The 23,587-nt window shown below is 72.2% G+C and carries 22 protein-coding genes; 8 read left to right on the top strand and 14 right to left on the bottom strand.

Annotated elements, in window-relative coordinates:
* Positions 1–103 precede the first annotated feature (103 nt).
* The 4 genes from AC07AW_RS32415 to rsmI form a co-directional block, all read right to left on the bottom strand.
* On the bottom strand, positions 104–1,414 hold the full coding sequence (locus AC07AW_RS32415) for a ubiquitin-like domain-containing protein (protein ID WP_478819037.1): 1,311 nt from the start codon (positions 1,412–1,414) through the stop codon (positions 104–106).
* A gap of 106 nt (positions 1,415–1,520) precedes the next feature.
* Positions 1,521–2,390: a TatD family hydrolase gene (locus AC07AW_RS32410; RefSeq protein ID WP_369144709.1), complete on the bottom strand. Its 870-nt coding sequence runs from the start codon at positions 2,388–2,390 to the stop codon at positions 1,521–1,523.
* Between the two features lie 52 nt (positions 2,391–2,442).
* Positions 2,443–2,865, bottom strand: a complete 423-nt coding sequence (locus AC07AW_RS32405; RefSeq protein ID WP_478819036.1) for a hypothetical protein — start codon at positions 2,863–2,865, stop codon at positions 2,443–2,445.
* A 138-nt stretch (positions 2,866–3,003) separates the two neighbouring features.
* The gene (gene rsmI, locus AC07AW_RS32400) at positions 3,004–3,891 is read right to left on the bottom strand and encodes a 16S rRNA (cytidine(1402)-2'-O)-methyltransferase (protein ID WP_478819035.1); all 888 of its coding nucleotides are present in this window, start codon (positions 3,889–3,891) and stop codon (positions 3,004–3,006) included.
* A gap of 52 nt (positions 3,892–3,943) precedes the next feature.
* Here rsmI and AC07AW_RS32395 point away from each other — a divergent pair, with 52 nt between their 5' ends.
* The 4 genes from AC07AW_RS32395 (at position 3,944) to AC07AW_RS32380 (ending at position 8,888) form a co-directional block, all read left to right on the top strand.
* Positions 3,944–5,698, top strand: coding sequence for a dolichyl-phosphate-mannose--protein mannosyltransferase (locus tag AC07AW_RS32395; protein WP_478819034.1), 1,755 nt, complete (start codon positions 3,944–3,946; stop codon positions 5,696–5,698).
* 146 nt (positions 5,699–5,844) lie between these two features.
* Positions 5,845–7,488 carry a penicillin-binding transpeptidase domain-containing protein gene (locus AC07AW_RS32390; RefSeq protein WP_478819033.1) on the top strand — a complete coding sequence of 548 codons (1,644 nt, stop codon included), beginning with the start codon at positions 5,845–5,847 and terminating at the stop codon, positions 7,486–7,488.
* A gap of 66 nt (positions 7,489–7,554) precedes the next feature.
* On the top strand, positions 7,555–8,040 hold the full coding sequence (locus tag AC07AW_RS32385) for a YbaK/EbsC family protein (RefSeq protein ID WP_478819032.1): 486 nt from the start codon (positions 7,555–7,557) through the stop codon (positions 8,038–8,040).
* The gene (locus AC07AW_RS32380; protein ID WP_478819031.1) at positions 8,037–8,888 is read left to right on the top strand and encodes an EamA family transporter; all 852 of its coding nucleotides are present in this window, start codon (positions 8,037–8,039) and stop codon (positions 8,886–8,888) included. Before AC07AW_RS32385 ends, AC07AW_RS32380 begins: the two co-directional genes overlap by 4 nt.
* 21 nt (positions 8,889–8,909) lie before the next feature.
* On the opposite strand, the gene AC07AW_RS32375 is transcribed toward AC07AW_RS32380, so the two are convergent.
* Positions 8,910–9,695, bottom strand: a complete 786-nt coding sequence (locus tag AC07AW_RS32375) for an SDR family NAD(P)-dependent oxidoreductase (RefSeq protein WP_478819030.1) — start codon at positions 9,693–9,695, stop codon at positions 8,910–8,912.
* Positions 9,696–9,860: 165 nt separating this feature from the next.
* Here AC07AW_RS32375 and AC07AW_RS32370 point away from each other — a divergent pair, with 165 nt between their 5' ends.
* Complete coding sequence (locus tag AC07AW_RS32370) at positions 9,861–10,154, top strand: 2OG-Fe dioxygenase family protein (RefSeq protein WP_478819029.1); 294 nt, start codon at positions 9,861–9,863, stop codon at positions 10,152–10,154.
* Positions 10,155–10,228: 74 nt separating this feature from the next.
* Positions 10,229–10,846, top strand: coding sequence for a LysE family translocator (locus tag AC07AW_RS32365; RefSeq protein ID WP_478819028.1), 618 nt, complete (start codon positions 10,229–10,231; stop codon positions 10,844–10,846).
* 55 nt (positions 10,847–10,901) lie between these two features.
* On the opposite strand, the gene AC07AW_RS32360 is transcribed toward AC07AW_RS32365, so the two are convergent.
* The 6 genes from AC07AW_RS32360 to AC07AW_RS32335 all read right to left on the bottom strand — a co-directional run bounded on the left by AC07AW_RS32360 (position 10,902) and on the right by AC07AW_RS32335 (position 16,137).
* Positions 10,902–11,396, bottom strand: coding sequence for a YbaK/EbsC family protein (locus tag AC07AW_RS32360; protein WP_478819027.1), 495 nt, complete (start codon positions 11,394–11,396; stop codon positions 10,902–10,904).
* Between the two features lie 319 nt (positions 11,397–11,715).
* Positions 11,716–12,918, bottom strand: coding sequence for a serine hydrolase domain-containing protein (locus tag AC07AW_RS32355; RefSeq protein WP_478819026.1), 1,203 nt, complete (start codon positions 12,916–12,918; stop codon positions 11,716–11,718).
* A 56-nt stretch (positions 12,919–12,974) separates the two neighbouring features.
* The gene (locus AC07AW_RS32350) at positions 12,975–13,472 is read right to left on the bottom strand and encodes an allene oxide cyclase barrel-like domain-containing protein (protein WP_478819025.1); all 498 of its coding nucleotides are present in this window, start codon (positions 13,470–13,472) and stop codon (positions 12,975–12,977) included.
* Positions 13,473–13,611: 139 nt separating this feature from the next.
* Positions 13,612–14,352: an energy-coupling factor ABC transporter ATP-binding protein gene (locus AC07AW_RS32345; protein WP_478819024.1), complete on the bottom strand. Its 741-nt coding sequence runs from the start codon at positions 14,350–14,352 to the stop codon at positions 13,612–13,614.
* Positions 14,349–15,110 (bottom strand): cobalt ECF transporter T component CbiQ, encoded by a 762-nt coding sequence (gene cbiQ, locus AC07AW_RS32340; protein WP_478819023.1) that lies wholly within the window; start codon positions 15,108–15,110, stop codon positions 14,349–14,351. Before cbiQ ends, AC07AW_RS32345 begins: the two co-directional genes overlap by 4 nt.
* Before the next feature lies 1 nt (position 15,111).
* On the bottom strand, positions 15,112–16,137 hold the full coding sequence (locus AC07AW_RS32335) for an energy-coupling factor ABC transporter permease (RefSeq protein WP_478819022.1): 1,026 nt from the start codon (positions 16,135–16,137) through the stop codon (positions 15,112–15,114).
* A 177-nt stretch (positions 16,138–16,314) separates the two neighbouring features.
* On the opposite strand from AC07AW_RS32335, the gene AC07AW_RS32330 reads away from it, so the two are divergent.
* Positions 16,315–16,674, top strand: coding sequence for an SsgA family sporulation/cell division regulator (locus tag AC07AW_RS32330; protein WP_478819021.1), 360 nt, complete (start codon positions 16,315–16,317; stop codon positions 16,672–16,674).
* 28 nt (positions 16,675–16,702) lie between these two features.
* Here AC07AW_RS32330 and AC07AW_RS32325 read toward each other — a convergent pair whose 3' ends face one another.
* Together AC07AW_RS32325 and AC07AW_RS32320 are read right to left on the bottom strand one after the other, a co-directional pair.
* A complete protein-coding gene (locus AC07AW_RS32325) occupies positions 16,703–18,862 on the bottom strand; it encodes an MMPL family transporter (protein ID WP_478819020.1) in 2,160 nt (719 codons plus the stop codon).
* Between the two features lie 105 nt (positions 18,863–18,967).
* Positions 18,968–19,540, bottom strand: a complete 573-nt coding sequence (locus tag AC07AW_RS32320) for a TetR/AcrR family transcriptional regulator (protein ID WP_478819019.1) — start codon at positions 19,538–19,540, stop codon at positions 18,968–18,970.
* Positions 19,541–19,703: 163 nt separating this feature from the next.
* Between AC07AW_RS32320 and AC07AW_RS32315 the strand changes: the two genes are divergently transcribed.
* Positions 19,704–23,030 carry a S41 family peptidase gene (locus AC07AW_RS32315; RefSeq protein ID WP_478819018.1) on the top strand — a complete coding sequence of 1,109 codons (3,327 nt, stop codon included), beginning with the start codon at positions 19,704–19,706 and terminating at the stop codon, positions 23,028–23,030.
* On the opposite strand, the gene AC07AW_RS32310 is transcribed toward AC07AW_RS32315, so the two are convergent.
* The gene (locus AC07AW_RS32310) at positions 23,027–23,524 is read right to left on the bottom strand and encodes a GNAT family N-acetyltransferase (protein WP_478819017.1); all 498 of its coding nucleotides are present in this window, start codon (positions 23,522–23,524) and stop codon (positions 23,027–23,029) included. The genes AC07AW_RS32315 and AC07AW_RS32310 overlap by 4 nt on opposite strands.
* Between the last annotated feature and the right edge of the window lie 63 nt (positions 23,525–23,587).

Here is a 23,587-nt window from a genome sequence, read left to right as displayed (position 1 = left end):
CGGTCCGGTCCCGCCTCGCCGACCCCGCGTACTCACCGGTCCGGCCCCACCCCGCCGACCCCGCGTGCTCACCGGTCCGGCCCCGCCCCGCCCGCCCGCGTGCTCAGCTGTACAGCCGCCGCCCGCAGTGGGGCCACGGGCTCGCCCCCCGCTGCACGTACAGCTTCTTCGCGCGGAAGGTCTGCTCGGCGGCGGACGCGTTCTGGGCGGTGCCGCTGCCGCCGAGGGCCTGCCAGGTGCCGGGGTCGAACTGGTAGAGCCCGCCGTACGTCCCCGAGGGGTCGACCGCGTTCGGGCGGCCGCCGGACTCGCAGGCGGCGAGCGCGCCCCAGTCCAGGCCGTCGGCGCCGGCGACGGAGGTGGGCAGCGGCCGGGTGCCGATCCGCACCTTGCGGCTGACGGGCTCGCGGACGATCTCCTCGCCGGTCCTGCGGGGCCGCTGACTGACGCCGTTGACCGTGCGCAGGCTGTACGTGACGCGGCGGACGCCCGGGACGCCCTGCCGTTCGACGACCTCGGTGCCGGCGAACAGCTCGGGGTCGCGGACCTGCTCGACGGCGTACGGGACGGACTCCTCCCGCACCTGCCGGGAGCCGGTGATCCGCAGCACGTTCACGGTCTGGCCGTCGCGGGGGAAGGAGCCGGCCGGGACGGAGGTGGTGTCCTGCCCGGAGAGCGTGATCCCGGCCTCGGCGAGGGCCTCCCGGACGGTGGCGGCGTTCGTACGGACTGTCCGCTCGCGCCCGTCGGCCAGGAAGGTGACGGCCCGCTCGGTGCGGACGTCGAGGGCGAGGCCCTGGCGGGAGATCGTGGCCCCGCGGGAGGCCGAGAGGTAGGCGCCCTCGGCGCGGACGCCGAGCTGGCGCAGCGCCCCCTCGACGGTCCCGGCGGTCGTCCAGACCTGGCGGCGCTGCCCGTCGAGGGTGAGGGCGACCGGCCGCCCGTACCGGACGACGATCTCGTCGCCGCTGGCCAGGGCCTCGCCGGGGGCGGGGGCGACGATGTCGTGCTCGCCGACGGCGACGCCCTCGTCGGCGAGGAGTTCCCGCACGTCGTCGGCGAAGGTGTGGAGGGTGCGGGGGGTGCCGTCGACGGTGAGCTCGACGGCCTTGTCGTCGGCGACGAAGGCGCTGGTGCCGCCGGCGAGGAAGGCGACGACGAGGGCCTGCGGGACGAGTTTCCGCAGGCCCTCGCCCGTACCGCCGGATGTCTTGCGGCGGCGGGCGGCCCGTCGGCCGCCGCCGCGGGAGCCCTGACCGGGGACGGCGGCGGGGGCGGGGGCGGGGGCGGGGGCGGGGGCGGGCACAACGCTTGGCACCACGAGGGGCGCCGCCTGCGTCGGCTGCTCGTGCACGGGCAGGGTCGCGGCCGCGCCCCGCCGCCCGGCTCGGTGACTGCCCTGGGAAGTACTCACGAGGCCGGGACCCTAGTCCCGGCCGCCGTCACTCTCCCGAACGACCCGACTACGACACGTAACCGTTATGGATCGGTAATGCGCGGTGGCCGGCTCGGCGGTCGGCTCAGTAGTCGAAGGCGCGGGCCGTGTTCACGGCGATCGCCTCGGCCAGCTCGTTCTCCCCGATCCCGCGGACCTCGGCCATGGCCCGGACGGTGACCGGGATCAGGTACGGGGCGTTCGGGCGGCCCCGGAAGGGCGCCGGGGTGAGGAAGGGGGCGTCGGTCTCGACGAGGACCAGCTCCAGGGGGGCGATCGCGAGCGCGTCCCGCAGCGGCTGGGCGTTCTTGAAGGTGACGTTGCCGGCGAAGGACATGTAGTAGCCCTTGGCGGCGCAGATCTCGGCCATGGCGGCGTCGCCGGAGTAGCAGTGGAAGACGGTCCGCTCGGGGGCGCCCTCCTCGTCCAGGACGCGCAGCACGTCGGCGTGGGCCTCCCGGTCGTGGATGACGAGCGCCTTGCCGTGCCGCTTGGCGATCTCGATGTGGGCGCGGAAGGAACGCTCCTGCGCGGCGATGCCCTCGGGTCCCGTACGGAAGAAGTCGAGGCCGGTCTCGCCGACGCCGCGGACGTACGGCAGGGCCGCGAGCCGGTCGATCTCGGTGAGGGCGTCGTCGAGGGCCGCGTCGCCGCCGCCCTGCCGGGCGCCCTGGCGGGACCAGCCGTCGGGGTCCCCGAGGACGATCCTGGGGGCCTCGTTGGGGTGCAGCGCGACGGCGGCGTGCACGTTCTCGTGGGCGGCGGCCGTCTCGGCGGCCCACTGCGAGCCCTTCACGTCGCAGCCGACCTGGACGACCGTGGTCACGCCGACGGCGGCGGCCTTGACGAGGGCCTCCTCGACGGTCCCGGACTGCAGGTCCATGTGGGTGTGCGAGTCCGCGACCTCCACGAGGAGGGGTTCGGGCAGCGGGGGCGGGGCGTCCTTGGCACTCATGGCCCCGATCGTACGAGGGCCATGAGTGCCGGCGCGCGGGGTCGGGCGTGGACTACTGGTGACGTCTGAAGGGGTGGAAGAGGTCCGACAGGTGCCAGTGATGCGGCACCGGCGGCTTCTCGGGGACGTCGTCCTCGGTCAGCTCCTGGCCGATGGGTCCGGCCGGTGAGACGGGCTTCGTCGCCCGCGCCCCCTGGTGGTGCTTCTCGGTCGCGGCGATCAGGTCGATGACCGACGACACCTGCCCCGCCCGCATGATGCGGACGACGTGCCCGCCGCAGTTCATGCAGGTGGGGCTGGACAGCGGGGACGGAACCCGCTCTCCAGCGGCCTTGTAGACGACGAATTCCTGGCCGGCGGCGTCGACGTGGTGCTCGATGTCGTACGCCTGCTCCCAGCCGTATCCACAGCGCATGCAGGCGAAGGCGTACGCCTCATGGGCGACGGATATGCCGGTGCCGGTGATCTCGCTCATGCCAGCTCCTCTCCACTGATCAGTGGACGCCTTTTCGGGCCGGAGCGCATCAGCGGGGGACGAACCATGGAAGGCTCTTTGGCGTTCCCTTGCCAAGCGCCCTAGGAAGAGTCCCGGCGCCGGGTTCGGCTTTGCTTTTTAGATTAGTCCTTTACCGATTCCGGGGCCCGACGCAGCCGCGTTCTTTGCCGCGACCACGGCATCGAACACCTCCCGCTTGGGAAGTCCCGCCTCCGCGGCGACGGCGGCGATCGCCTCCTTGCGGCGCTCCCCCGCCTCCTCGCGCACCCGCACCCTGCGCACCAGCTCCTCCGCGTCGAGCTCGGCGGGGCCGGTCTCCGGGGCACCCTCGACGACGACGGTGATCTCGCCGCGTACGCCCTCGGCGGCCCAGGCGGCCAGCTCGGCCAGCGGGCCGCGCTTGACCTCCTCGTACGTCTTGGTCAGCTCGCGGCAGACGGCGGCCCGGCGCTCGCCGCCGAAGACCTCGGCCATCGCGGCGAGGGTGTCGTCGAGCCGGTGCGGGGCCTCGAAGTAGACGAGGGTCCGCCGCTCGTCCGCGACCTCGCGGAGGCGGCCAAGGCGCTCGCCGGCCTTCCTCGGCAGGAAGCCCTCGAAGCAGAAGCGGTCCACGGGGAGACCGGAGAGGGCGAGCGCGGTGAGCACGGCGGACGGGCCGGGGACGGCCGTCACCTTGATGTCCTGCTCGACGGCGGCGGCGACCAGCCGGTAGCCGGGGTCCGAGACGGACGGCATGCCCGCGTCGGTCACGAGCAGCACCCGCGCCCCGCCGACCAGCGCCTCGACCAGTTCGGGCGTACGGGCGGACTCGTTGCCCTCGAAGTACGAGACGACCCGGCCCGTGGTGTGGATGCCGAGCGCCCGGGTGAGGCCGCGCAGCCTCCGGGTGTCCTCGGCGGCCACGATGTCCGCGCTCTCCAGTTCGGCGGCGAGGCGGGGCGGGGCGTCCGCGATGTCACCGATGGGGGTCCCTGCGAGTACCAGCGTTCCTGTCACACGGGACATCCTCCCAGCCCGGACAGGCGACTCGCACAGGCACAGTCCCTACGATGGCGCGGTGACCAGTACCGCACCCGAGGCCCTGGAGGGCCAGCACCCCATGGCGGCGCCCGTGGCAGAGCCCTCTTCCTGGCAGCAGAGGCTGCGGCGCTTCGGCTACACGCCGCCCGGCCCGGACGCCGCGCCGATCGGGCTGCGCGAGCGGCTCGTCCCCTCGTACACCCGGCCGTCCGAGCGGACGTGGTCGCTGCTCGGCATCGGCCCCGGCGGCGCCGACCGGCTGTGGCGGCTGATGGCCTGGGGCGGTCCGCTCCTGGTCACGGCGGTCGCGGGCCTGCTGCGGTTCTGGAACCTGGGCAAGCCGCACGCGGTGATATTCGACGAGACGTACTACGCCAAGGACTCCTGGGCCCTGATCAACCAGGGGTACGAGGGCGCCTGGCCGAAGGACATCGACAAGACGATCCTCACCGACCCCGGCTCGGTCCTGATCCCGACCGACCCGGGCTATGTCGTGCACCCGCCGATGGGCAAATGGGTGATCGGCGTCGGCGAGAAGCTCTTCGGCTTCGAGCCCTTCGGCTGGCGCTTCATGGTCGCGCTCCTCGGCACGCTGTCGGTGCTGATGCTGTGCCGGATCGGCCGCCGCCTGTTCCGCTCGACGTTCCTGGGCTGTCTGGCGGGCCTGCTGCTCGCCGTCGACGGACTGCACTTCGTGATGAGCCGCACCGCGCTGCTCGACCAGGTGCTGATGTTCTTCGTGCTGGCCGCCTTCGGCTGCCTGGTCCTGGACCGGGACCGGACGAGGAAGCGGCTCGCGGCCGCGCTCCCCGAGGACGAGGAGGGGGTCCTGCGGCCGGACGCGGAGATCGCGGAGACCCTGCGCCTGGGCTGGCGGCCGTGGCGGATCGCGGCCGGCGTGTCCCTCGGCCTCGCGGCGGCGACCAAGTGGAACGGCCTGTACGTGATGGTCGCCTTCGGTCTGCTGACGGTGCTGTGGGACGTGGGCGCCCGGCGCACCTCGGGCGCGGTCCGCCCGTACGCCGCCGTGATCAAGAAGGACCTGGTCCCGGCGTTCGTGTCGGTGGTGCCGGTGGCGATCGGGACGTACCTGGCGACGTGGACCGGCTGGCTGGTCACCGACAAGGGCTACTTCCGCCACTGGGCCGAGGACCACGACAAGGCGGTCGGCGGCGGCACCTGGGGCTGGCTCCCGGACTGGCTGCGCAGCCTCTGGCACTACGAGTCCGAGGTGTACACCTTCCACGTCGGCCTGACCTCGCCGCACACCTACCAGTCGAACCCCTGGTCGTGGATCGTCCTCGGCCGCCCCGTCTCGTACTTCTACGAGTCCCCGGCCCCCGGCACGGCCGGCTGCCCGGTCACGGCGAAGGAGAAGTGCGCCCAGGAGGTCCTGGCCCTCGGCACCCCGCTCCTCTGGTGGGCCGCCTACTTCGCGATCCTCTACGTCCTGTGGCGCTGGGCCTTCCGCCGCGACTGGCGCGCGGGCGCGATCGCCTGTGGCGTCGCGGCCGGCTGGCTCCCCTGGTTCCTCTACCAGGAACGCACCATCTTCCTTTTCTACGCGGTCGTCTTCGTGCCTTTCCTGTGCCTGGCGGTGACCATGATGCTGGGCGCGATCATCGGCCCCCGAGGCTCCTCGGAAAGACGCCGCACTTTCGGCGCGGTGGCGGCGGGCTGCCTGGTCCTGCTCATCGTCTGGAATTTCATCTACTTCTGGCCCATCTACACCGGGACCCCGATTCCGATGGACCAGTGGCGGGCGCGTATGTGGCTCGACACCTGGGTGTAGCGGGGGAATTGCACGAGGAGGGCGCGACCGGTGGTCGCGCCCTCCTTCGTCTGTGGCGGGAGTGACGGATATGGCGAAAGTTGCTCGACACATGCTCTCCGTGACTGCTTGACTCGTCGGTCCACCTGGGGAGGGGAGGCGCAGTCATGCGCAGTGGAGTCAAGGTCTCGATCGTCGGGGGCGTGTTCCTCGTCGTGGCGAGCGGGGTCGGGTACGGGGGGTACAACCTCTGGAACGGGATCACCGGCGGCGGCTCGGGCGTGGAGAGCCGTTCCGAGTCCGCGCCGAGAACGGGGCCCGTCACCCCCGACGAGGTCACGGCCACCGCGAAGGACTTCCTGGCCGCCTGGGCCGCCGGGGAGTCGGACCGGGCGGCCCAGCTGACGAACGATCCGGTCTCGGCGGGGACCGCGGTCGCGGGCTACCGGGAGGGGGCGAAGGTCTCGAAGGCCGTCATCACGCCGGGGGCGGCCGTCGGGGCGACGGTGCCGTTCACGGTACGGGCGACCGTCACGTACGAGGGCGTGTCCAAGGACTGGTCGTACGCCTCCGAACTGACCGTGCTGCGCGGGCAGACCACCGGCCGCCCGCTCGTGAAGTGGCAGCCGGCGGTGCTGCATCCGAAGCTGACCGCGGCCGGCACCCTGCGGACGGGCGTCGCGAAGACCGCCGAGGTGAAGGCCGTCGACCAGGACGGCGTGGAGCTGACGGCGGCGAAGTACCCCTCGCTCGGGCCGGTCCTGGCCGAACTCCGCAAGCGGTACGGGTCGAAGGTCGACGGCACCCCCGGTGTCGAGACCTGGATCGACTCGGGGAGCGAGGGCGTCGCCGACACCCCCCTCCTCGTCCTGCGGAAGGGGAAGCCCGGCACCCTGAGGACCACCATCGACGCGGACGTCCAGGCGGCGGCCGAGAAGGCCGTCAAGCAGTACGCCCGCGCCTCGGTCGCCGCGATCGAGCCGTCCACGGGGGCGATACGGGCGGTCGCCAACAGCCCGGCCACCGAGTTCAACACCGCGCTCCAGGGCCAGCAGGCCCCCGGCTCCACGATGAAGATCGTCACGGCGGCGATGATGATGGAGCACGGTCTGGCCACCCCCACCACCAAGGTCGAGTGTCCGCCCGACGTCGTGTCGCGGAGCAGGACCTTCCAGAACCTCGACCGGTTCAGCATCGCCGACGGCACCCTCACCGACGCGTTCAGCCGCTCCTGCAACACCGCCTTCATCAAGGCGATCACCAAGCTCAGCGACAAGAACGTCGCGGACACCGCCCTCGGCACGACCGCACGCCGCTGGTTCGGCATCGGCGAGGAGTGGAACATCGGGGTCGGGGCCTGGGACGGTTCCGTCCCCGAGTCGGCCGGGAGCGAGACGCCCGCCTCGTACATCGGCCAGGGCAAGATCACGATGAGCGCCCTGAACGTCGCCTCGCTCTCCGCGACCGCGAAGAACGGCCGGTTCCTCCAGCCGTACCTGGTGGCGCGGGACCTCGACGACCGCGAGTTCGCCAAGGCGGAGCCGCTCCCCGGCGAGGTCGCCACGGGGCTGCGCCGGATGATGAAGGCCGCGGCGACGACGTCGCAGGGCACCGCGACGAACGCGATGGCCGGGGTCCCCTCCCCGAAGGGCGCGAAGACCGGCTCCGCCGAGCTCGACGGCCAGTCCACCTCCAACAGCTGGTTCACCGGCTACTCCGGCGACCTCGCGGCGGCGGCCGTCGTCCAGGCCGGCGGCCACGGCGGCGACGCGGCGGGCCCGGTGGTGGCGCGGGTCCTGAAGGCGGGGTGACCGGGGGCGCGGACAGGCCCGGAACCCGGTCGCGTGCCCCGTACACGGACCGCTAGCGTGCGGGGCATGACGACACACGCCGATGCGCACCCCCAGTTCGCCGCCGCGCTCCGGGACTTGGGTCTCGACGTCGAGATCCGCCGTTTCCCGGACGAGACCCGCACCGCCCAGCAGGCCGCCGAGGCCATCGGCTGCGCGGTCGGCGAGATCGTGAAGTCGCTGATCTTCGCGGCCGACGGGGTGCCGGTCCTCGTCCTGATGGACGGCGCGTCGCGGGTGGACGTCGAGCGGGTACGTCAGGAGCTGGGCGCCGGGAAGGTGACCCGGGCGGACGCGAAGGTGGTCCGGGAGACGACGGGGTACGCGATCGGGGGCGTGCCGCCGTTCGGGCACCGCACCCGGACGCGGGTCCTCGCCGACCGCGGCATCCTCGACCACGCCGCGGTGTGGGCGGCGGCGGGCACCCCGTACACGGTCTTCGCGATGGACCCGAAGACGCTGGTCACGCTGGCCGGCGGCACACTCGTGGACGTCCGCGAGCCCGCCGAGTGACCCCGCTCGTCACGCTCGCGGTCCTCGTCGCGGCCGTCACGCACGCCGGCTGGAACGCGATCGCGCACCACATCAAGGACCAGCTCCTCTCCTTCACGCTGATCTCCGGCGGCGGGGCGCTGATCGGCATGGTCGTGGCCTGCTTCGTGCCGCTGCCGGCGGCGGGGGCGTGGCCGTACCTGATCGCGTCGGCGCTGCTGCACATCGGCTACTACGCCCTGCTGATGCGGTCGTTCACGCTCGGGGACTTCGGCCAGATGTACCCGATCGCGCGCGGTACGGCCCCGCTCGTCGTGACCGTCATCGCGGCGGTCTTCCTCCACGAGGTGCCGGGCGGCTGGCAGTTGCTCGGGGTGGCGGTGGCCTGCGCGGGCCTGACGGGCCTGGCGCTGTGGGGCATCCGGGGCAAGGACGCCCGCCCGCACTGGCCGGCGCTGCTCGCGGCGGGCGCGACGGGTCTGTCGATCGCCCTGTACACGGTCGTCGACGGCGTCGGCGTCCGCGCCTCCGGCACCCCGCTGGGCTACATCGGGTGGCTGATGATCCTGGAGGGCCTCGCGATCCCGGCGTACGCCCTGTGGGCCCGCCGCGGGGCCCTCCTCCCCCAGCTCCGCCCGTACGCGGCCCGGGGGCTGCTCGGTGCGGCCCTCTCGGTCGCGGCGTACGCACTCGTCCTCTGGGCCCAGACCAAGGCCCCGCTGGCCCCGATCGCCGCCCTCCGCGAGTCCTCCATCATCGTGGGCGCGGCCATCGGCGCCCTGTTCTTCAAGGAACGCTTCGGCGCCCCGAGGGTCGCGGCGGCGGGTCTGATGGTGGTGGGCATCGGGCTGATGCTGCACGCGGGGTGACGGGCCGTCCCCCGGGAGGCCTCAGCCGTCCGCCAGCACCTCCGCGAAGTGCGTGTTCACCGCCAGGAGGCCGCCGTCCACGCGGAGGGTCGTGCCGGTGATCCAGGAGGCGTCCGTGGAGGCCAGGAAGGCGACCGCCGCCGCCACGTCCTCCGGGGTGCCGACGCGGCCCAGGGGGTAGACGCGGGCGGCGAGGGCCGAGAGGTCGGTCTCCCGGCCCGCCCAGGCCGTCGTCGCGATCGTGCCCGGGTTGATCTGGTTGACCCGGACCCCGCGCGGCGCCGCGTCGCCCGCCAGCGTCCGGGTCAGCGACGCCAGGCCCGCCTTGGCCGCGCTGTACGCGTGGCCGCCGAAGTCCGCCTCCGCGTTGACCGAGCCGATCGTCACGATCGCCCCGCGCCCGCCGGCCGCCGCGAGGTGCGGCAGCGCCGCCCGTGAGCAGCGGACGGCGCCCATCAGCGTGACGTCCAGCTGGCCGGTCCAGCCCTCGTCGGGTTCGTCCTCGAAGCGGTCCCGGTCGGCGGCGACGGGGGCCAGGGCGTTGTTCACGAGGACGTCCAGGCGGCCGAAGGTCGCCACCGCGTACGCGACGGCCTCGTCCACCGACGCCTGGTCGCCGACGTCGCAGCGCGCCGCCAACGCCCCGGGGAGTTCCTCCGCCGTCCGCCTCGCCGCCGCCTCGTCGATGTCCGTCACGAGGACCCGGGCGCCCTCCGCCGCGAGCCGCCGGGCGGTGGCCGCGCCGATGCCGCGCGCCGCGCCCGTGACCAGTACCGCGTACCCCTCGAAGCGTTTCGTGAGATCCATGGGCAGATCCCAGCATCCCGTGAAACCTTTTCGCAACACAGCGTTCATCGAATTCACGGACGAATACCCAGAGATGGCCAGAGAACGCGGACTCGCGGCCATTCGGCCAGGGCCGAAACTCTTTGACACCCGTCCGCCGCCGAGAGCACGATCCACCCCGACCATTTGCTTTTTGACCCAGGGGGAAACAATGGCTTCGCAGCAGCACGGGGGCGCCGCGACGGCGTCACCTTCGTCCTGATGGCGATGATCGGCCGCTCGAACGCCACCGGCGGCGAGAGCACCGTCTTCAACCTGGACAAGCAGCCGATGGAGAAGTTCTCCCTCACCGACGTCCTCGACGTGGCGCTCGTCAACGACGAGCGGGTCCACCACGGCGTCACGCCCATCGAGCAGATCGATCCCGCCGTCCCGGCCTCGCGCGACGTGCTCGTGATCACCTACCGTCACAAGCCGTAAGTGTCCGGTGCGCGGGGGGCGGCCACCACGGCGCCCCCCGCGCCCGTTTACCACCTGAGTGAGAAGACGGGAAAATGGGTCAGCTAATCGCCGTAGCGGTCATCACCATTCTGGCAGTCATCAGCCCCGGCGCGGACTTCGCGATGACCGTCCGGAACAGCTATTTGTACGGGCGGACCGCCGGCGTTCTCGCCGCCGTCGGTATTTCCCTGGGCGTTCTCGTGCACGTCGCCTACACCATGCTGGGCGTGGGACTTCTGGTGACCCGGACCCCGATGCTTTTCACGGCGATGAAACTGATCGGCGCCGCGTACCTGGTCTACATCGGGTACAAGACCTTCGTCACCAAGGCCCAGGTGGACATCGACCTGTCGAGCGACGCCGGCCTCTCGAAGGCGGGGGCGCTGCGCACCGGATTCCTGACGAACGCGCTCAACCCGAAGACCATGCTCTTCGTGCTGAGCACCTACACCCAGGTCGTCAGCGCCGACACCCCGCTCTTCCAGCAGATCGGCTACGGCCTCTTCATGTCGCTCGCGCACCTGGTCTGGTTCGCGCTCGCCGCGGTGCTCTTCTCCAACCAGTCCCTGCGCACCCGGCTGTTGCAGCGGCAGAGCGTCCTCAACAAGGTCATCGGGACCGTCCTCGTCGGCCTGGGCATGGTGCTCGCCCTCACACCGTCCATGGCCTGAGACGCGGTCGGGGAGAGACGGGGCCAGGAGGAGACGGGGCCGGGAGGAGACGCGGTCAGGAGGAGACCCGCTCCACCCGCGGCTCGGCGATCGTCCGGTAGTCCTCCGTGGCCAGGGCCAGCGAGCGGTCGAGGCGGGCGGCGTTGAAGAAGAACTCCGGGTGGACCAACAGGTCCGGGTCCACGATCAGTTCGAGGCGCTCGTCGAAGGCGAACGGCAGGATCGTGCCGCTCGGCGAGCCGGCGAGCTCCTCGGCGATCTCCGGGGAGGCGAAGGAGACGTACGTGCCGCCGTACAGCGCCTTCACGGCATTGAGGTCGATGCGCCGGTCGCCCGGTACGACGACCAGCGCGAAGCGCTTCTCCTTCTTGCCGATCTTCACCATGGCGATGATGCACTTGGCCGCCCGGTCGAGCGTGTGGCCGCGCAGCGCGCTGACCGCCTCGGTGGCGCCCTCGGGGGCGTGCTCGATCACCCGGTAGGCCGCGCCGCGCTCGTCGAGCAGGGCGAGCAGCTTCTCGTACGTGTCACCCGTGACGTCCGTGGTCATTCGGTTCCTCCCGCTTTCAACTGGTTTGGTTCTCCGGCGCGTTGACCCTACGCCTTTTGTCCATGTGCCGGAGCAGCGCGACACCCGCGCCGCGAGGAGAGCAGCCCGATGCTGCCGTACGTCTCCCAGAGCCGGCTGTCGGCTGTCCGGACCGTCCCGTATCCGGACCGCCGCAGCGGAATCTCGATCACCACGCACCCCCGTGCCCGCTCCACCGATCGGTGGAGCGGGCACACGGTATCGGCCAGCTGGCCGGGGAACGGCCCGGCGGTCGTTCACAATGTCAAGTCGCCGCCCGGGAGTTGACGAACTGCTCCGGTCAGCCCGTCACCGAGCGCACCGCGCGCACCAGGGCCTGGGCGCGCGGGTCGGCCGTGACCGTCTTGCGCATGCCGTTGGTGACGTACCCGAAGGCGATCCCGGCGTCCGCGTCGGCGAAGCCGAGGGAGCCGCCGCGGCCGGGGTGGCCGAAGGAGGAGGGGCCGAGGAGCGGGCAGGCCGGGCCGTGCAGCATGTGGCCGAGGCCGAAGCGCGTGCCGACGAGCAGCACCTTGTCCGCGCCCGCGGACTCCTCGGTGCGGGCGAGGGTCAGGGTGGCGGGGGCGAGGAGGCGCTCGGCGCCGTCGACGGGGCCCAGGGTGGCGGCGTAGAAACGGGCGAGGGCGCGGGCGGTGGCGACGCCCGCCGAGCCGGGCAGTTCGGCGGCCCGGTAGACGGGGTCGTTCTCGTCGGGCTTGGGGTCGATGACCCCGAAGGCGCGCCGGGTGAGGGAGGCGGGGTCCTGGTAGGCCTCGGTGACGGAGCGCTTGGGGCGGAGCTTGAGGGCGCCGCTGCCGGGCGGGTCGATCTCCTCGACGGGGCCGAGCCGGCCGACCCGGTGGGCCTCGGCCTCGGGCAGGCCTATCCACAGGTCGAGGCCGAGGGGGCCGGTGATCTCCTCGGCGACCCAGCGTCCGATGGTGCGGCCGGTGACCCGCTGGACGAGGCCGGAGAGCAGCCAGCTGAAGGTGTGGGCGTGGTAGCCGTGGGCGGTGCCGGGCTCCCAGACGGGGGCCTGGGCGGCGATCGCGGCCGTCGCCGTCGGGAGGTCGACCGCTTCGGCGAGGCTGAGGGGCCGGTCGAGGACGGGCACTCCGGCCCGGTGCGCGAGGAGCTGCCGTACGGTGACCCGGTCCTTGCCGTGGGCCTTGAACTCGGGCCAGTACGAGGCGACGGGGGCGTCCAGGTCGAGCAGGCCGCGCTGGTGCAGGAGCAGGGGGACGGCGGCGGAGACGCCCTTGGTGGCCGAGCGGACGACCTGGGCGGTGTCCGCCGTCCACGGGTCGGAGCCGTCGACATCCTTCATGCCCGCCCACAGGTCGACGACCTGCACGCCGTCCCGGTGGACGGCGACGGCCGCGCCGTGCTCGCCCCGCTGCTCGAAATTGCGCAGGAACGCGTCCCTGACCGGCTCCCAGCCCGCCGCCACCGTGCCCTGGACGTCCACCTGACCCACACTTCCTTTCGTACGACCGGCTCCCATGGTGCAACGCGAGGGGGAACGGTCGGATTCCGGGGTCGGGTGGACGTCGGGGGACGTCAGACGAGGTTGATCGTGAACGTCCTCACGCCATTCAGCAGCTCGGCGTGGACCGAGCCACGAGCCTTGTCGTACCTCCCGGTGCCGCCGGTGATCGCGTTGTCGAAGGAAGCGTCCGGGTCGAGGTAGTTGTAGAACATGCCCGCCACGACGAGCTGGCCGTCCGCGAGGGTGTAGGTCACGAGGCACTGCTCGGCTTCATCGTTGCCGCCCCGGGTGGTGGTGCAGGTGCCGTTGGTCTCGCCGACCTCGTTGCCGTCCAGGTCGGAGAGGATCGAGCGGACGACGACCCGATCGCCCTGCGAGACGACGCCGGGGGTGGTCGATACGGGGAAGCGGTGCACCTCCTGCACCACGCCCGTGAGGGTGATGACCCGGGCTTTGCCCGTGGTCTGGGCGGAACCGGTGTCCGTCGCGGCGCCGGCCGCGACAGAAGTGCAGGTGAGAAGGGTGACCAGCGTGGCCGCGCCGAGACAGGCGGCTCTGGTGGGGCGCATTATGCGACTCCTGAGGGTGATGTCCATGAAGGGGATCGAACGACGAACTGTCATCCGATTCCCTTCATAACCTCGGCTCCGCCGCCGCACGGAGCACCCCGGCACGACCCACCGGCATATCCAGCCGGTCGGACCAAGGTCAGGCCACGGAACTCGGGACGAAGCCGAACGGCAGCTCAAGGCGGTGCCGGGCCATCAGCTCCTCGTCCGAGAGGATCGCGGCGGTCGGGCCGTCCTCCGCGATCACGCCCTCGCTGAGGATCACCGAGCGGGGGCAGAGTTCCAGGGCGTACGGCAGGTCGTGGGTGACCATCAGGACGGTGACGTCGAGGGTGCGGAGGATGTCGGCGAGCTCGCGGCGCGAGGCGGGGTCCAGGTTGGAGGACGGCTCGTCGAGGACGAGGATCTCCGGCTCCATGGCGAGGACGGTCGCGACGGCGACCCGGCGGCGCTGCCCGAAGGACAGGTGGTGCGGGGGCCGGTCGGCGAACTCCGCCATCCCGACCCTCTCCAGTGCGCGCAGGACGACGGCTTCCAGCTCGGCGCCCCGGATCCCGGCCGCCGCAGGGCCGAAGGCCACGTCCTCGCGGACGGTCGGCATGAACAGCTGGTCGTCGGGGTCCTGGAAGACGATGCCGACCTTCCGCCGGATCTCGGCCATGTGCTTCTTGCCGACCGGGAGCCCGGCGACGGTGACGGTGCCCGCGCCGCCGGTGAGGATGCCGTTGAGGTGGAGGACGAGGGTGGTCTTGCCGGCGCCGTTGGGGCCGAGCAGGGCGACGCGCTCGCCGCGCCCGACGGTCAGGTCGACGCCGAAGAGGGCCTGGTGGCCGTCGGGGTACGCGTACGCGAGGCCGCGCACTTCCAGCGAGGCGGTCATAGGGTCCATCCCAGGAGGCAGATCAGGAGTGCGGTGAGCGGCAGCGCGGCGGCGTACGCCCACTGGGCGCGGGTGGCGGTCACCTCGTCGATGACCGGCATGGTGCCGCTGTAGCCGCGGCTGACCATGGCGAGGTGGACGCGTTCGCCGCGCTCGTACGAGCGGATGAAGAGCGCGCCCGCGGACTTGGCGAGGACGCCCCAGTGGCGGACGCCCTTCGCCTCGAAGCCGCGCGAGCGGCGGGCGACGGACATGCGGCGCATCTCGTCGGTGATGACGTCGCCGTACCGGATCATGAACGAGGCGATCTGGACGAGCAGCGGCGGCAGCTTGAGCCGCTGGAGTCCGAGGATCAGGGCCCGCAGTTCGGTGGTGGAGGCGAGGAGCACGGAGGCGGCGACGCCGAGGGTGCCCTTGGCGAGGACGTTCCAGGCGCCCCACAGGCCGGGGACGCTCAGGGAGACCCCGAGGACCTCCGTCTGCTCGCCGGGGACCACGAAGGGCATGAGCAGCGCGAAGGCGACGAACGGGATCTCGATGAGCAGCCGCTTGAGCAGGAAGCCGGCCGGGATCCGGGCCTGCGCGGCGACGGCCGCGAGGAGCGCGGCGTAGAGGGCGAAGGCCCAGACGGCCTCGCGGGGCGTCGAGACGACGACCACGACGAAGCCGAGGACGGCGGCGAGCTTGGTGTGCGGGGGCAGCTCGTGGACCGGCGAGTGCCCGTGCCGGTAGAGCTTGTGGGCGTGCCCCGCTCCCATGTCAGGCCTCCACGGCGGCGGCCTTGCGGCGGCGGACGACCCAGAAGGCGCCGGTGCCGGCGGCCAGGGTCGCGCCGACGCCGATGACACCGGCGAGGCCGCCGGAGAGGCGGGGGGCGTCGACGCCCTTGACGCCGTAGTCGGCGAGCGGGGAGTCCGCGGCGGCGTGCTCCTCGACGTTCTTGTCGATGCCCTGGTCGGCGGCGACCTTCTCCAGGCCGTCGGGGCTGGCGGAGGCGTAGAAGGAGACGAAGCCGGCGAGGACGAGGGCGGTGACCACGCCGCCGATCCACAGCTTCTTCGGGGAGCGGGCCGTGACCGGCGCCGAGGCGGGGACGGTGTCGACCAGTTCGCCGTCGACGCGGAGCTTGAGCGGCGCGGTCAGGCCGCGGGCGCCGTACACCAGGTCGGGGCGGACGGCGACGACGGCGCCGACGGTCAGCATGGTGATGACGGCCTCGCCGACGCCGATGAGGACGTGCACGCCGACCATGGCGGTGAGGACCTTGGAGACGGGGACGTCGGTGGTGCCGCCGATCGCGTAGATGAGCGTGAAGACGGCGGCCGCGGCCGGTACGGAGACGAGCGCGGCGGCGAAGGAGGCGAGGGTCACCGAGCGGCGGGTGCGCGGCAGGACGAGGACCAGGCCGCGGAAGAGGGCGTAGGCCACGACGACGGTGACGACGCCCATGACGGTGATGTTCACGCCGAGGGCGGTGAGGCCGCCGTCGGCGAAGAGGATGCCCTGCATGAGCAGGACGACGGCGATGCACAGGACGCCGGTCCAGGGCCCGACGAGGATCGCGGCGAGCGCTCCGCCGAGGAGGTGTCCGCTGGTCCCGGCGGCGACCGGGAAGTTCAGCATCTGGACGGCGAAGATGAAGGCCGCGACGAGGCCGGCGAGCGGGGCCGTCCTCTCGTCGAGTTCCTTACGGGCTCCGCGCAGGCCGACGGCGACGGCGCCGGCGGCGACGACACCGGCGGCGGCCGATACGGGGGCGTTGATGAATCCGTCAGGTACATGCACGTTCGGAATGATAAGGCGCTCCTGCAAAGAGCTTGCAAGAGCGCATCGGTCACAGGACGGCGGCGCTCGGATGCACGTGACCCCGCGCACACCTTCCGCCGCACACGCATGCGCCGCGCCGGTGACGGGAAGGCGTGGGACATTGGTAGAGAAGAGGACAAAGGTGAGGAGTCACCCATGGCCGCCGTAGACGATCGCGTAATCGACGACCATGCGAAGGGGCGGATCATCAGCGACGCCCCCCTCTCCCGCCCCGTCCCGGTGGCCCTCCGCTACGACCCCGGCTTCTCCCCCGCGACGGTCCGCTTCGTCTTCCCCGGCGCCGTCGAGTGGTCCTTCCCGCGCGCCCTCCTGGAGACGGGGATGCGCACGCCGACCCGCCGCGGCGACATCGGCGTCTGGCCCTGCGGCCGCGTCCAGACGGTCGTCGAGCTCCACCGGGACGACGGGGTGACGGTCGTACAGTTCGACACCACGGCGCTGCTCCGCTTCCTGAAGCACACGTACGCCGCCAGTACGTCGATGACGACACACTGACGGCGTACGGAACTCAGGCGCGAGGAGCTCAGACCTTCACGAGGTCCGGCTTCGCGGCGCCGGGCTCACCGGTGGACCCGGCGAGGCCCTCGCCCTCCACGTCCACGTTCGGCAGGACCCGGTCCAGCCACTTCGGCAGCCACCAGGCCTTGCGGCCGAGCAGCGCGAGGACGGCCGGGACGATCGCCATGCGGACCACGAAGGCGTCGAAGAGGACCGCCGCCGCGAGGCCGAAGCCGATCATCTTGACCATCTGGTCGTCCATGCCGATGAAGCCGGAGAAGACCGCGATCATGATGACCGCTGCGGCGGTGACCACCCGGGCGCTGTGCCGGAAGCCGGTCACGATCGCCTCGCCGGGACGCTCGCCGTGCACGTACGCCTCGCGCATCCGGGTGACGAGGAAGACCTCGTAGTCCATCGCCAGGCCGAAGACGACACCCACCATGAAGATCGGCATCATCGACATGATCGGGCCGGTCTGCTCGACCCCGAAGAGGCTGCCGAGCCAGCCCCACTGGAAGACCGCGACGACCGCGCCGAGGGCCGCGACCACCGAGAGCAGGAAGCCGAGGGCCGCCTTCAGCGGGACGAGGATCGAGCGGAAGACCAGGGTCAGGAGCACGAAGGCGAGGCCGACGACGAGCGCCAGGTACGGCACGAGCGCGTCGTTCATCTTCTGCGAGAAGTCGATGTTCATCGCGGTGGCGCCGGTGACGAGGACGTCGTCACCCGTGGCGTCGCGGATGTCGTGCACCAGGCCCTCGGTGGCGGTCGAGGACGGCCGGTCCTTCGGGACCACGGTGATCATCGCGGCGTCGCCGGCCTTGTTCGGGGTCGCCGGGGTGACCGCCGCCCAGCCGTCGAGGCCCTTGATCGTGGAGACCGTCCGGTCGGCGGTCGCCTTGTCGCCGTCCACGACGACGAGCAGCGGGCCGTTGAAGCCGGGGCCGAAGCCGTCGGACAGCGCGTCGTACGCCCGGCGCTCGGAGGTGGAGGTCGGCTTCACGCCGTCGTCCGGGAGGCCCATCTCCAGGGAGGCGGCGGGCACGGCGATCGCGCCGAGGCCGAGGACGCCGACGATCAGCACCATCAGCGGGCGGCGGATGACGAAGCGGGCCCAGCGGGTGCCGCCGTTGGGCTTGCCCTCGTCCTTCACGAGGCCCTTGCGCTGCTTGCGGCTGACGACCTTGTCGCCGGCGAAGCCGAGCAGGGCCGGGATGAGGGTGAGCGCGATGAGGACGGCGATCACGACCGTGCCGGCGGCGGCGAAGCCCATCTTCGTCAGCATCGGGATGTTGACGACGGCCAGGCCGACCAGGGCGATGACGACGGTGAGTCCGGCGAAGACGACGGCGGAGCCGGCGGTGCCGACCGCGCGCCCGGCGGCGTCCTCCTTCTCGCGGCCCTCGGCGAGCTCCGCACGGTAGCGGGAGACGATGAAGAGGGCGTAGTCGATGCCGACGGCGAGGCCGATCATCGACGCGAGCGTGGACGTGGTGGTGCCGAGGTCCAGGACGTTCGCGAGCGCGGTGATCGAGGAGACGCCGATGCCGACGCCGATGACGGCGGTGAGCAGCGGGAGCCCGGCCGCGACGAGCGAGCCGAAGGTGATGACGAGCACGATGCCCGCGAGGACGATGCCGATGGCCTCGCTCGCGCCCTGCTCGGGCATGGTCTGGAGCGCGTCGCCGCCGATCTCGACGGTCAGCCCCTTGCCCTGCGCGTGGTGCCCGGTGTCCTTGAGGGCCTCGCGCGTCTCGTCGGTCAGCTCCATGGCGTTGACCTTGTAGGAGACCGAGACGTAGGCGGTGGAGCCGTTCTGCGAGACGGCGTGCGCGGTGTACGGGTCGGTGACCTGGACGATCTGGTCCGAGCCGGACTTGAGCGCGGCGACGGTCTCCTCGACGACGGCCTTGTGCGCCGGGTCGGTCATCTTCTCGCCCTCGGGGGCCTTGAAGACGACGCGGGCGGTGGCCCCGTCGGCTCCGGCGCCCGGGAAGCGCTCTTCGAGCAGGTCGAAGGCGCGCTGGGCCTCGGTGCCGGGGATCGAGAAGGAGCTGGAGGTGGCGGTGGGCGCGGTGGCGGCACCGACGCCGGCGATCGCGAGGAGCGCCACCCAGAGGAGGGCGACGAGCCGTCGGCGCCGGAAGGCGGTGCGGCCCAATGTGTAGAGGAACGTGGCCACGGGGGCGTACTCCCAGTGTGGGGCGGGACAGGGCATGGGGAGCCGGCCCGACGGCGTGAGCGGTTCGTCGTCAGGTGGAGAAGGTGGAGCAGGGGTGGAGCGGGGTCAGGCGCCGAGTGAGGGGAGCACCACGGCGTCGAAGTAGGCGCTGAGGAAGGCGCGGTCGACCGGCCGATCGTCGATCAGCGGGCGGGCGATGAACGCACCGATCAGCATGTGCGGGACGAGCTTCAGCGCCGGGTTGTCGGCGGGGATCTCGCCCCTGCGGACCGCTCGGCGCAGCACCTCGTCGAGGCCGTTCATCTCGGGTTCGATGAGCAGCTCGCGCAGCGCCCGGTGCAGTTCGGGGTTGGTGTGGACGGCATGGGCGAGACCCCGCATCAGCGCGGCGTCCTTGTCCATCTGGCAGTCGTCGGTCCGGTCGAGCATCGCCTCGATGTCGCCGCGCAGCGAGCCGGTGTCGATCTCGTTGAGGTCGACGGGCTTGTTCGCGCGCAGCGCCCGGGCGACCAGCTCGGGCTTGCTCCCCCACTGGCGGTAGAGGGTGGCCTTGCTGGAGTGGGTGCGGGCGGCGACGGCGTCCATGGTGAGGGCGTCGTAGCCGACCTCGCGGAGGAGGTCGAGCACGGCCGCGTACAGCTCGGACTCCCGCTCGGGAGTGAGTCTGCTGCGTGCCATGGCCGGTCTCCGATCCGAACGAAACGGTTTCGTACACCAAGACGATATACCCATCCCCTCAGCGAAACGAAACCGTTTCGTACGTGTCCTGGGCCACACCCCACAGGACGCCCGCATACACGTACGAGTTGCCTCACCCCCTCCGCGCGGAAAGCATGAACAGGTGAGTGACGACGTCGCGTATCTCCGTTTTCCGCACCTCCACGACGACCTGCTGTGCTTCGCCGCCGAGGACGACCTGTGGCTCGCCCCGCTCGTCCCCGAGGGCCATCGCCCCGGCCGGGCCTGGCGCCTCACCGTCGACCGGACGCGGGTCGGACACCCGCGCTTCTCGCCGGACGGGCGGCACATCGCCTACACGAACTGGCGCAGCCTCGACCCCGAGATCCATCTCGTCCCCATCGACGGCGGCGCCGCCCGGCGCCTCACCTACTGGGGCTCCACCGACACCCGGGTCTGCGGCTGGACGCCCCCCGACAAGGACGGCCGCTCCGACATCCTCGCCGTCTCCTCGCACGGGCAGCCCTTCTCGTACTACTCCTGGGCCTACACCGTCCCCACCGACGGCTCCCCCGGCCTCCGCATGCCCTGGGGCCCCGTCTCCGACATAAGCGTCACCGACGACACGGCCGTCACCGGGCACGAGGGCGAGCGCCGCACACTCCTGCTCACCGGGAAGCCGCCGCACGAACCGGCCTCCTGGAAGCGCTACCTGGGCGGCGCCACCGGCCGCCTCTGGCTCCACGGGGAACGACTCCTCCCCGACCTCGGCGGCCACATCGACGCCCCCATGGCCGTCGGCGGGCGGATCGCCTTCCTCTCCGACCACGAGGGCATCGGCAACCTCTACTCCTGTCTGCCCGACGGCACCGACCTGCGCCGCCACACCGACCACGCCGACTTCTACGCCCGGCACGCCTCCAGCGACGGCCACCGGATCGTCTACCAGTGCGCCGGCGACCTGTGGATCGTCGACGCCCTCACCGCCGACTCCCGCCCCCGCCGGCTGGAGGTACGGCTCGGCGGCCAGCGCGTCGGCCGCCGCTGCTACCAGGTGCCGGCCGCCCACCACGTCGACGCGGTCTCCGTCGACGAGACCGGCCGGGCCTCCGCCGTCTCCGTACGCGGCAGCCTGTACTGGCTGACGCACCGCGACGGCCCCGCCCGCACCATCATCGACACCCCCGGCGTCCGGGTCCGGCTCCCCGAGATGCTCGGCAGCGGCGGCCAGGTCGCGTACGTCACCGACGCCGAGGGCGAGGACGCCGTCGAGGTCGCCTATCTGCCGCGCGCCAGCGGCGACCGGCCGCCCCGCAGGCTCGCCTCGGGCGACCTCGGCCGGGTCGAGGAAATGGTCTCCGACCCGGCCGGCGAGCGGCTCGCGATCGCCTCCCACGACGGCCGGCTCCTCCTCCTGACTGCGTCCGAAGATGCGGCTGCCGCCGCGGGCACAGAGGACTCCGACGGCGAGGTCACCGAACTGATCCGGTCCGTCAACGGGCCCGTCCGCGACCTCGCCTTCTCCCCCGACGGCGACTGGCTGACCTGGTCCCACCCCGGCATCGGCCGCTCCCTGCGCTCCATCAAGATGGCCCGGATCTCCGGCCCCGGCGCCCGCACCGTCGTCGACGTCACCAACGGCCGCTTCGAGGACGAGAACCCCGTCTTCACCCGGGACGGCCGCTACCTCGCCTTCCTCTCCTGGCGCGGCTTCGACCCGGTGTACGACGTGCACACCGGCGACCTGTCCTTCCCGCTCGGCTGCCGCCCCTACCTCGTCCCGCTCTCCTCCGCCACACCCTCCCCCTTCGCGCTGCTCCCCGACGGGCGCCCGGCGGCCGGCGGCCTCGACCCCACCGACGACGACACGGAGACCGGCGACGGCACGGTCACCGTCGAGATCGAGGGGCTCCCCGACCGGGTCACCCCCTTCCCGGTCGCCGCCTCCAAGTACTCGGCGCTGCACCCGGTCAGCGGCGGCGGCCTGGTCTGGCTGCGCTGGCCCATCTCCGGCGCGCTCGGCGAGACCTTCGCCAACCCGGCCGACACCTCGGGCAAGCCCACCCTGGAACACTTCTCCATCACCAAGGCACGCAAGAGCGAACTCGCCAAGGACCTCGACTGGTTCGCGGTCAGCGGCGACGGCACCCGGCTCGTCGTCGCCGACGACGGCGAACTGCGGGCCGTACCGGCCACCGAGTCCGGGGACGGCGACTCCACCGTCTATCTGGACCTGCGGCGCATCCTGCACGAGATCGACCCGGGCGCCGAGTGGCGACAGGCCTTCGACGAGGCCGGCCGGATCGTCCGCGCCTACTTCTGGGAACCGGACATGGGCGGGGTCGACTGGACGGCCGTCCTCGACCAGTACCGGCCGCTCGTCGAACGGGTCGCGTCCCCCGACGAGTTCGCCGACCTCCTCCGCGAGGTCATGGGCGAGCTCGGCACCTCGCACGCGTACGTCACACCCGCCCGCCGCAACGAGGGACCGCCGCACTACCAGCGGCCGATGGGCCTCCTCGGCGTCAACCTCGTGCCCCGGGAAGCCGGATGGACGGTCAAACGCATCCTCCCCGGCGAGTCCTCCGACTCCAAGGCCCGCTCCCCGCTCGCCGGCACCGGCATCCGCGAGGGCGCCGTCCTCACCCACGTCGACGGCCGGCCCGTGGACCCGGTCACCGGCCCGTACCCGCTGCTCTCCGGCACCGGCGGCACCACCGTCGAGCTCACCTTCACCCCCGCCGAGGGCGAGGGCCACGCCCGCCGCGTCGCCGTCGTCCCCCTCGTCGACGAACGGCCGCTGCGCTACCAGGACTGGGTCGCCAAACGCCGTGCGGTGGTCCGCGAGGTCAGCGGCGGCAAGTGCGGCTACCTCCACATCCCCGACCTGGGCGGCTCCGGCTGGGCCCAGTTCAACCGCGACCTGCGCATGGAGGTCTCCCGTCCGGCCCTCATCGTCGACGTACGCGGCAACGCCGGCGGCAACATCAGCGAACTCGTCATCGAGAAACTGACCCGCAAGATCCTCGGCTGGGACCTCACCCGCAACGCCCAGCCGGTCAGTTACGCCTCCAACGCCCCGCGCGGCCCCGTCGTCGCCCTCGCCGACGAGGCCACCTCCTCCGACGGCGACATGATCACCGCCGCGTTCAAGCTCCTCGGCCTCGGCCCGGTCGTCGGACAGCGCACCTGGGGCGGGGTCGTCGGCATGACCGGCCGCCACCGGCTCGGCGACGGCACCCAGATCACCGTGCCGATGAACGCGGCCTGGTTCCCCGAGTACGGCTGGTCCCTGGAGAACCACGGCGTCGAACCGGACCTCGCGATCCTCCGCACCCCCCTCGACTGGGCCGAGGGCCGGCACGCCCAGCTCGACGACGCGGTCCACGTCGCCCTCGCGCTCCTCACCGAGACCCCGGCGGCGAGCCCCCCGGCCTACGAGTCCCTCCCGGACCGCTCGCGCCCGAAACTGCCGCCGAGACCGTCCTAGACGGTCGTCAGGTCCAGTTCGTACGCGGTGCCCGGTTCGCCGTCGTCGAGCGTCACACCGCCGACGGCGCCGAACCCGGCCCGGGCGAGCACGGCGCTCGACGTGCCGTTGCCCAGCGCCACGAAGGCGGTCAGCCGGCTGAGCCCGTACTCCTCCACGGCCAGCCGGCAGACCTCCCGCACGCCCCGGGTGGCGAGCCCCCGCCCGGTCGCCTTCTCGGCGAGCCGGTAGCCGAGCTCGGCGCTGCCCGCGGCGGCGTCCACGCCGACGAGGTTGACCCGCCCGACGATCTCCCCGCCCTCGGCGACGAGCACATGGAAGTGGATCTCGCCCGCCTCCTGCGCCTCGATCAGCTCCCGGTGCCGGGCGTCGAACGCCGCGAAGTACGCGTCCCCCCGGTCGGGCACGCGCGCGGCGAAGAAGGCCCGGTTCTCCCGCTCGAAGGCGAGCAGGGCGGGTGCGTGGTCGGGGCGGAGACGCTCGAGTACGGCCATGGTGATCACCGTACGAAAATCAGCCACCCGGCACGTACAACTTTTCGGTCGGTCGCCTGTCTG

It is taken from the genome of Streptomyces sp. NPDC044003 (assembly GCF_056435185.1).
This window is presented reverse-complemented; position numbering and strand designations above follow the sequence as displayed.

Excerpts from the sequence above, each read along its gene's own strand:
- AC07AW_RS32410 (WP_369144709.1), bottom strand. The coding sequence starts at position 2,390 with ATGAGTGCCAAGGACGCCCCGCCCCCGCTGCCCGAACCCCTCCTCGTG.
- AC07AW_RS32405 (WP_478819036.1), bottom strand. The coding sequence starts at position 2,865 with ATGAGCGAGATCACCGGCACCGGCATATCCGTCGCCCATGAGGCGTAC.
- rsmI (WP_478819035.1), bottom strand. The coding sequence starts at position 3,891 with ATGTCCCGTGTGACAGGAACGCTGGTACTCGCAGGGACCCCCATCGGT.
- AC07AW_RS32390 (WP_478819033.1), top strand. The coding sequence starts at position 5,845 with ATGCGCAGTGGAGTCAAGGTCTCGATCGTCGGGGGCGTGTTCCTCGTC.
- AC07AW_RS32385 (WP_478819032.1), top strand. The coding sequence starts at position 7,555 with ATGACGACACACGCCGATGCGCACCCCCAGTTCGCCGCCGCGCTCCGG.
- AC07AW_RS32375 (WP_478819030.1), bottom strand. The coding sequence starts at position 9,695 with ATGGATCTCACGAAACGCTTCGAGGGGTACGCGGTACTGGTCACGGGC.
- AC07AW_RS32365 (WP_478819028.1), top strand. The coding sequence starts at position 10,229 with ATGGGTCAGCTAATCGCCGTAGCGGTCATCACCATTCTGGCAGTCATC.
- AC07AW_RS32360 (WP_478819027.1), bottom strand. The coding sequence starts at position 11,396 with ATGACCACGGACGTCACGGGTGACACGTACGAGAAGCTGCTCGCCCTG.
- AC07AW_RS32355 (WP_478819026.1), bottom strand. The coding sequence starts at position 12,918 with ATGGGAGCCGGTCGTACGAAAGGAAGTGTGGGTCAGGTGGACGTCCAG.
- AC07AW_RS32350 (WP_478819025.1), bottom strand. The coding sequence starts at position 13,472 with ATGCGCCCCACCAGAGCCGCCTGTCTCGGCGCGGCCACGCTGGTCACC.
- AC07AW_RS32345 (WP_478819024.1), bottom strand. The coding sequence starts at position 14,352 with ATGACCGCCTCGCTGGAAGTGCGCGGCCTCGCGTACGCGTACCCCGAC.
- cbiQ (WP_478819023.1), bottom strand. The coding sequence starts at position 15,110 with ATGGGAGCGGGGCACGCCCACAAGCTCTACCGGCACGGGCACTCGCCG.
- AC07AW_RS32330 (WP_478819021.1), top strand. The coding sequence starts at position 16,315 with ATGGCCGCCGTAGACGATCGCGTAATCGACGACCATGCGAAGGGGCGG.
- AC07AW_RS32320 (WP_478819019.1), bottom strand. The coding sequence starts at position 19,540 with ATGGCACGCAGCAGACTCACTCCCGAGCGGGAGTCCGAGCTGTACGCG.
- AC07AW_RS32310 (WP_478819017.1), bottom strand. The coding sequence starts at position 23,524 with ATGGCCGTACTCGAGCGTCTCCGCCCCGACCACGCACCCGCCCTGCTC.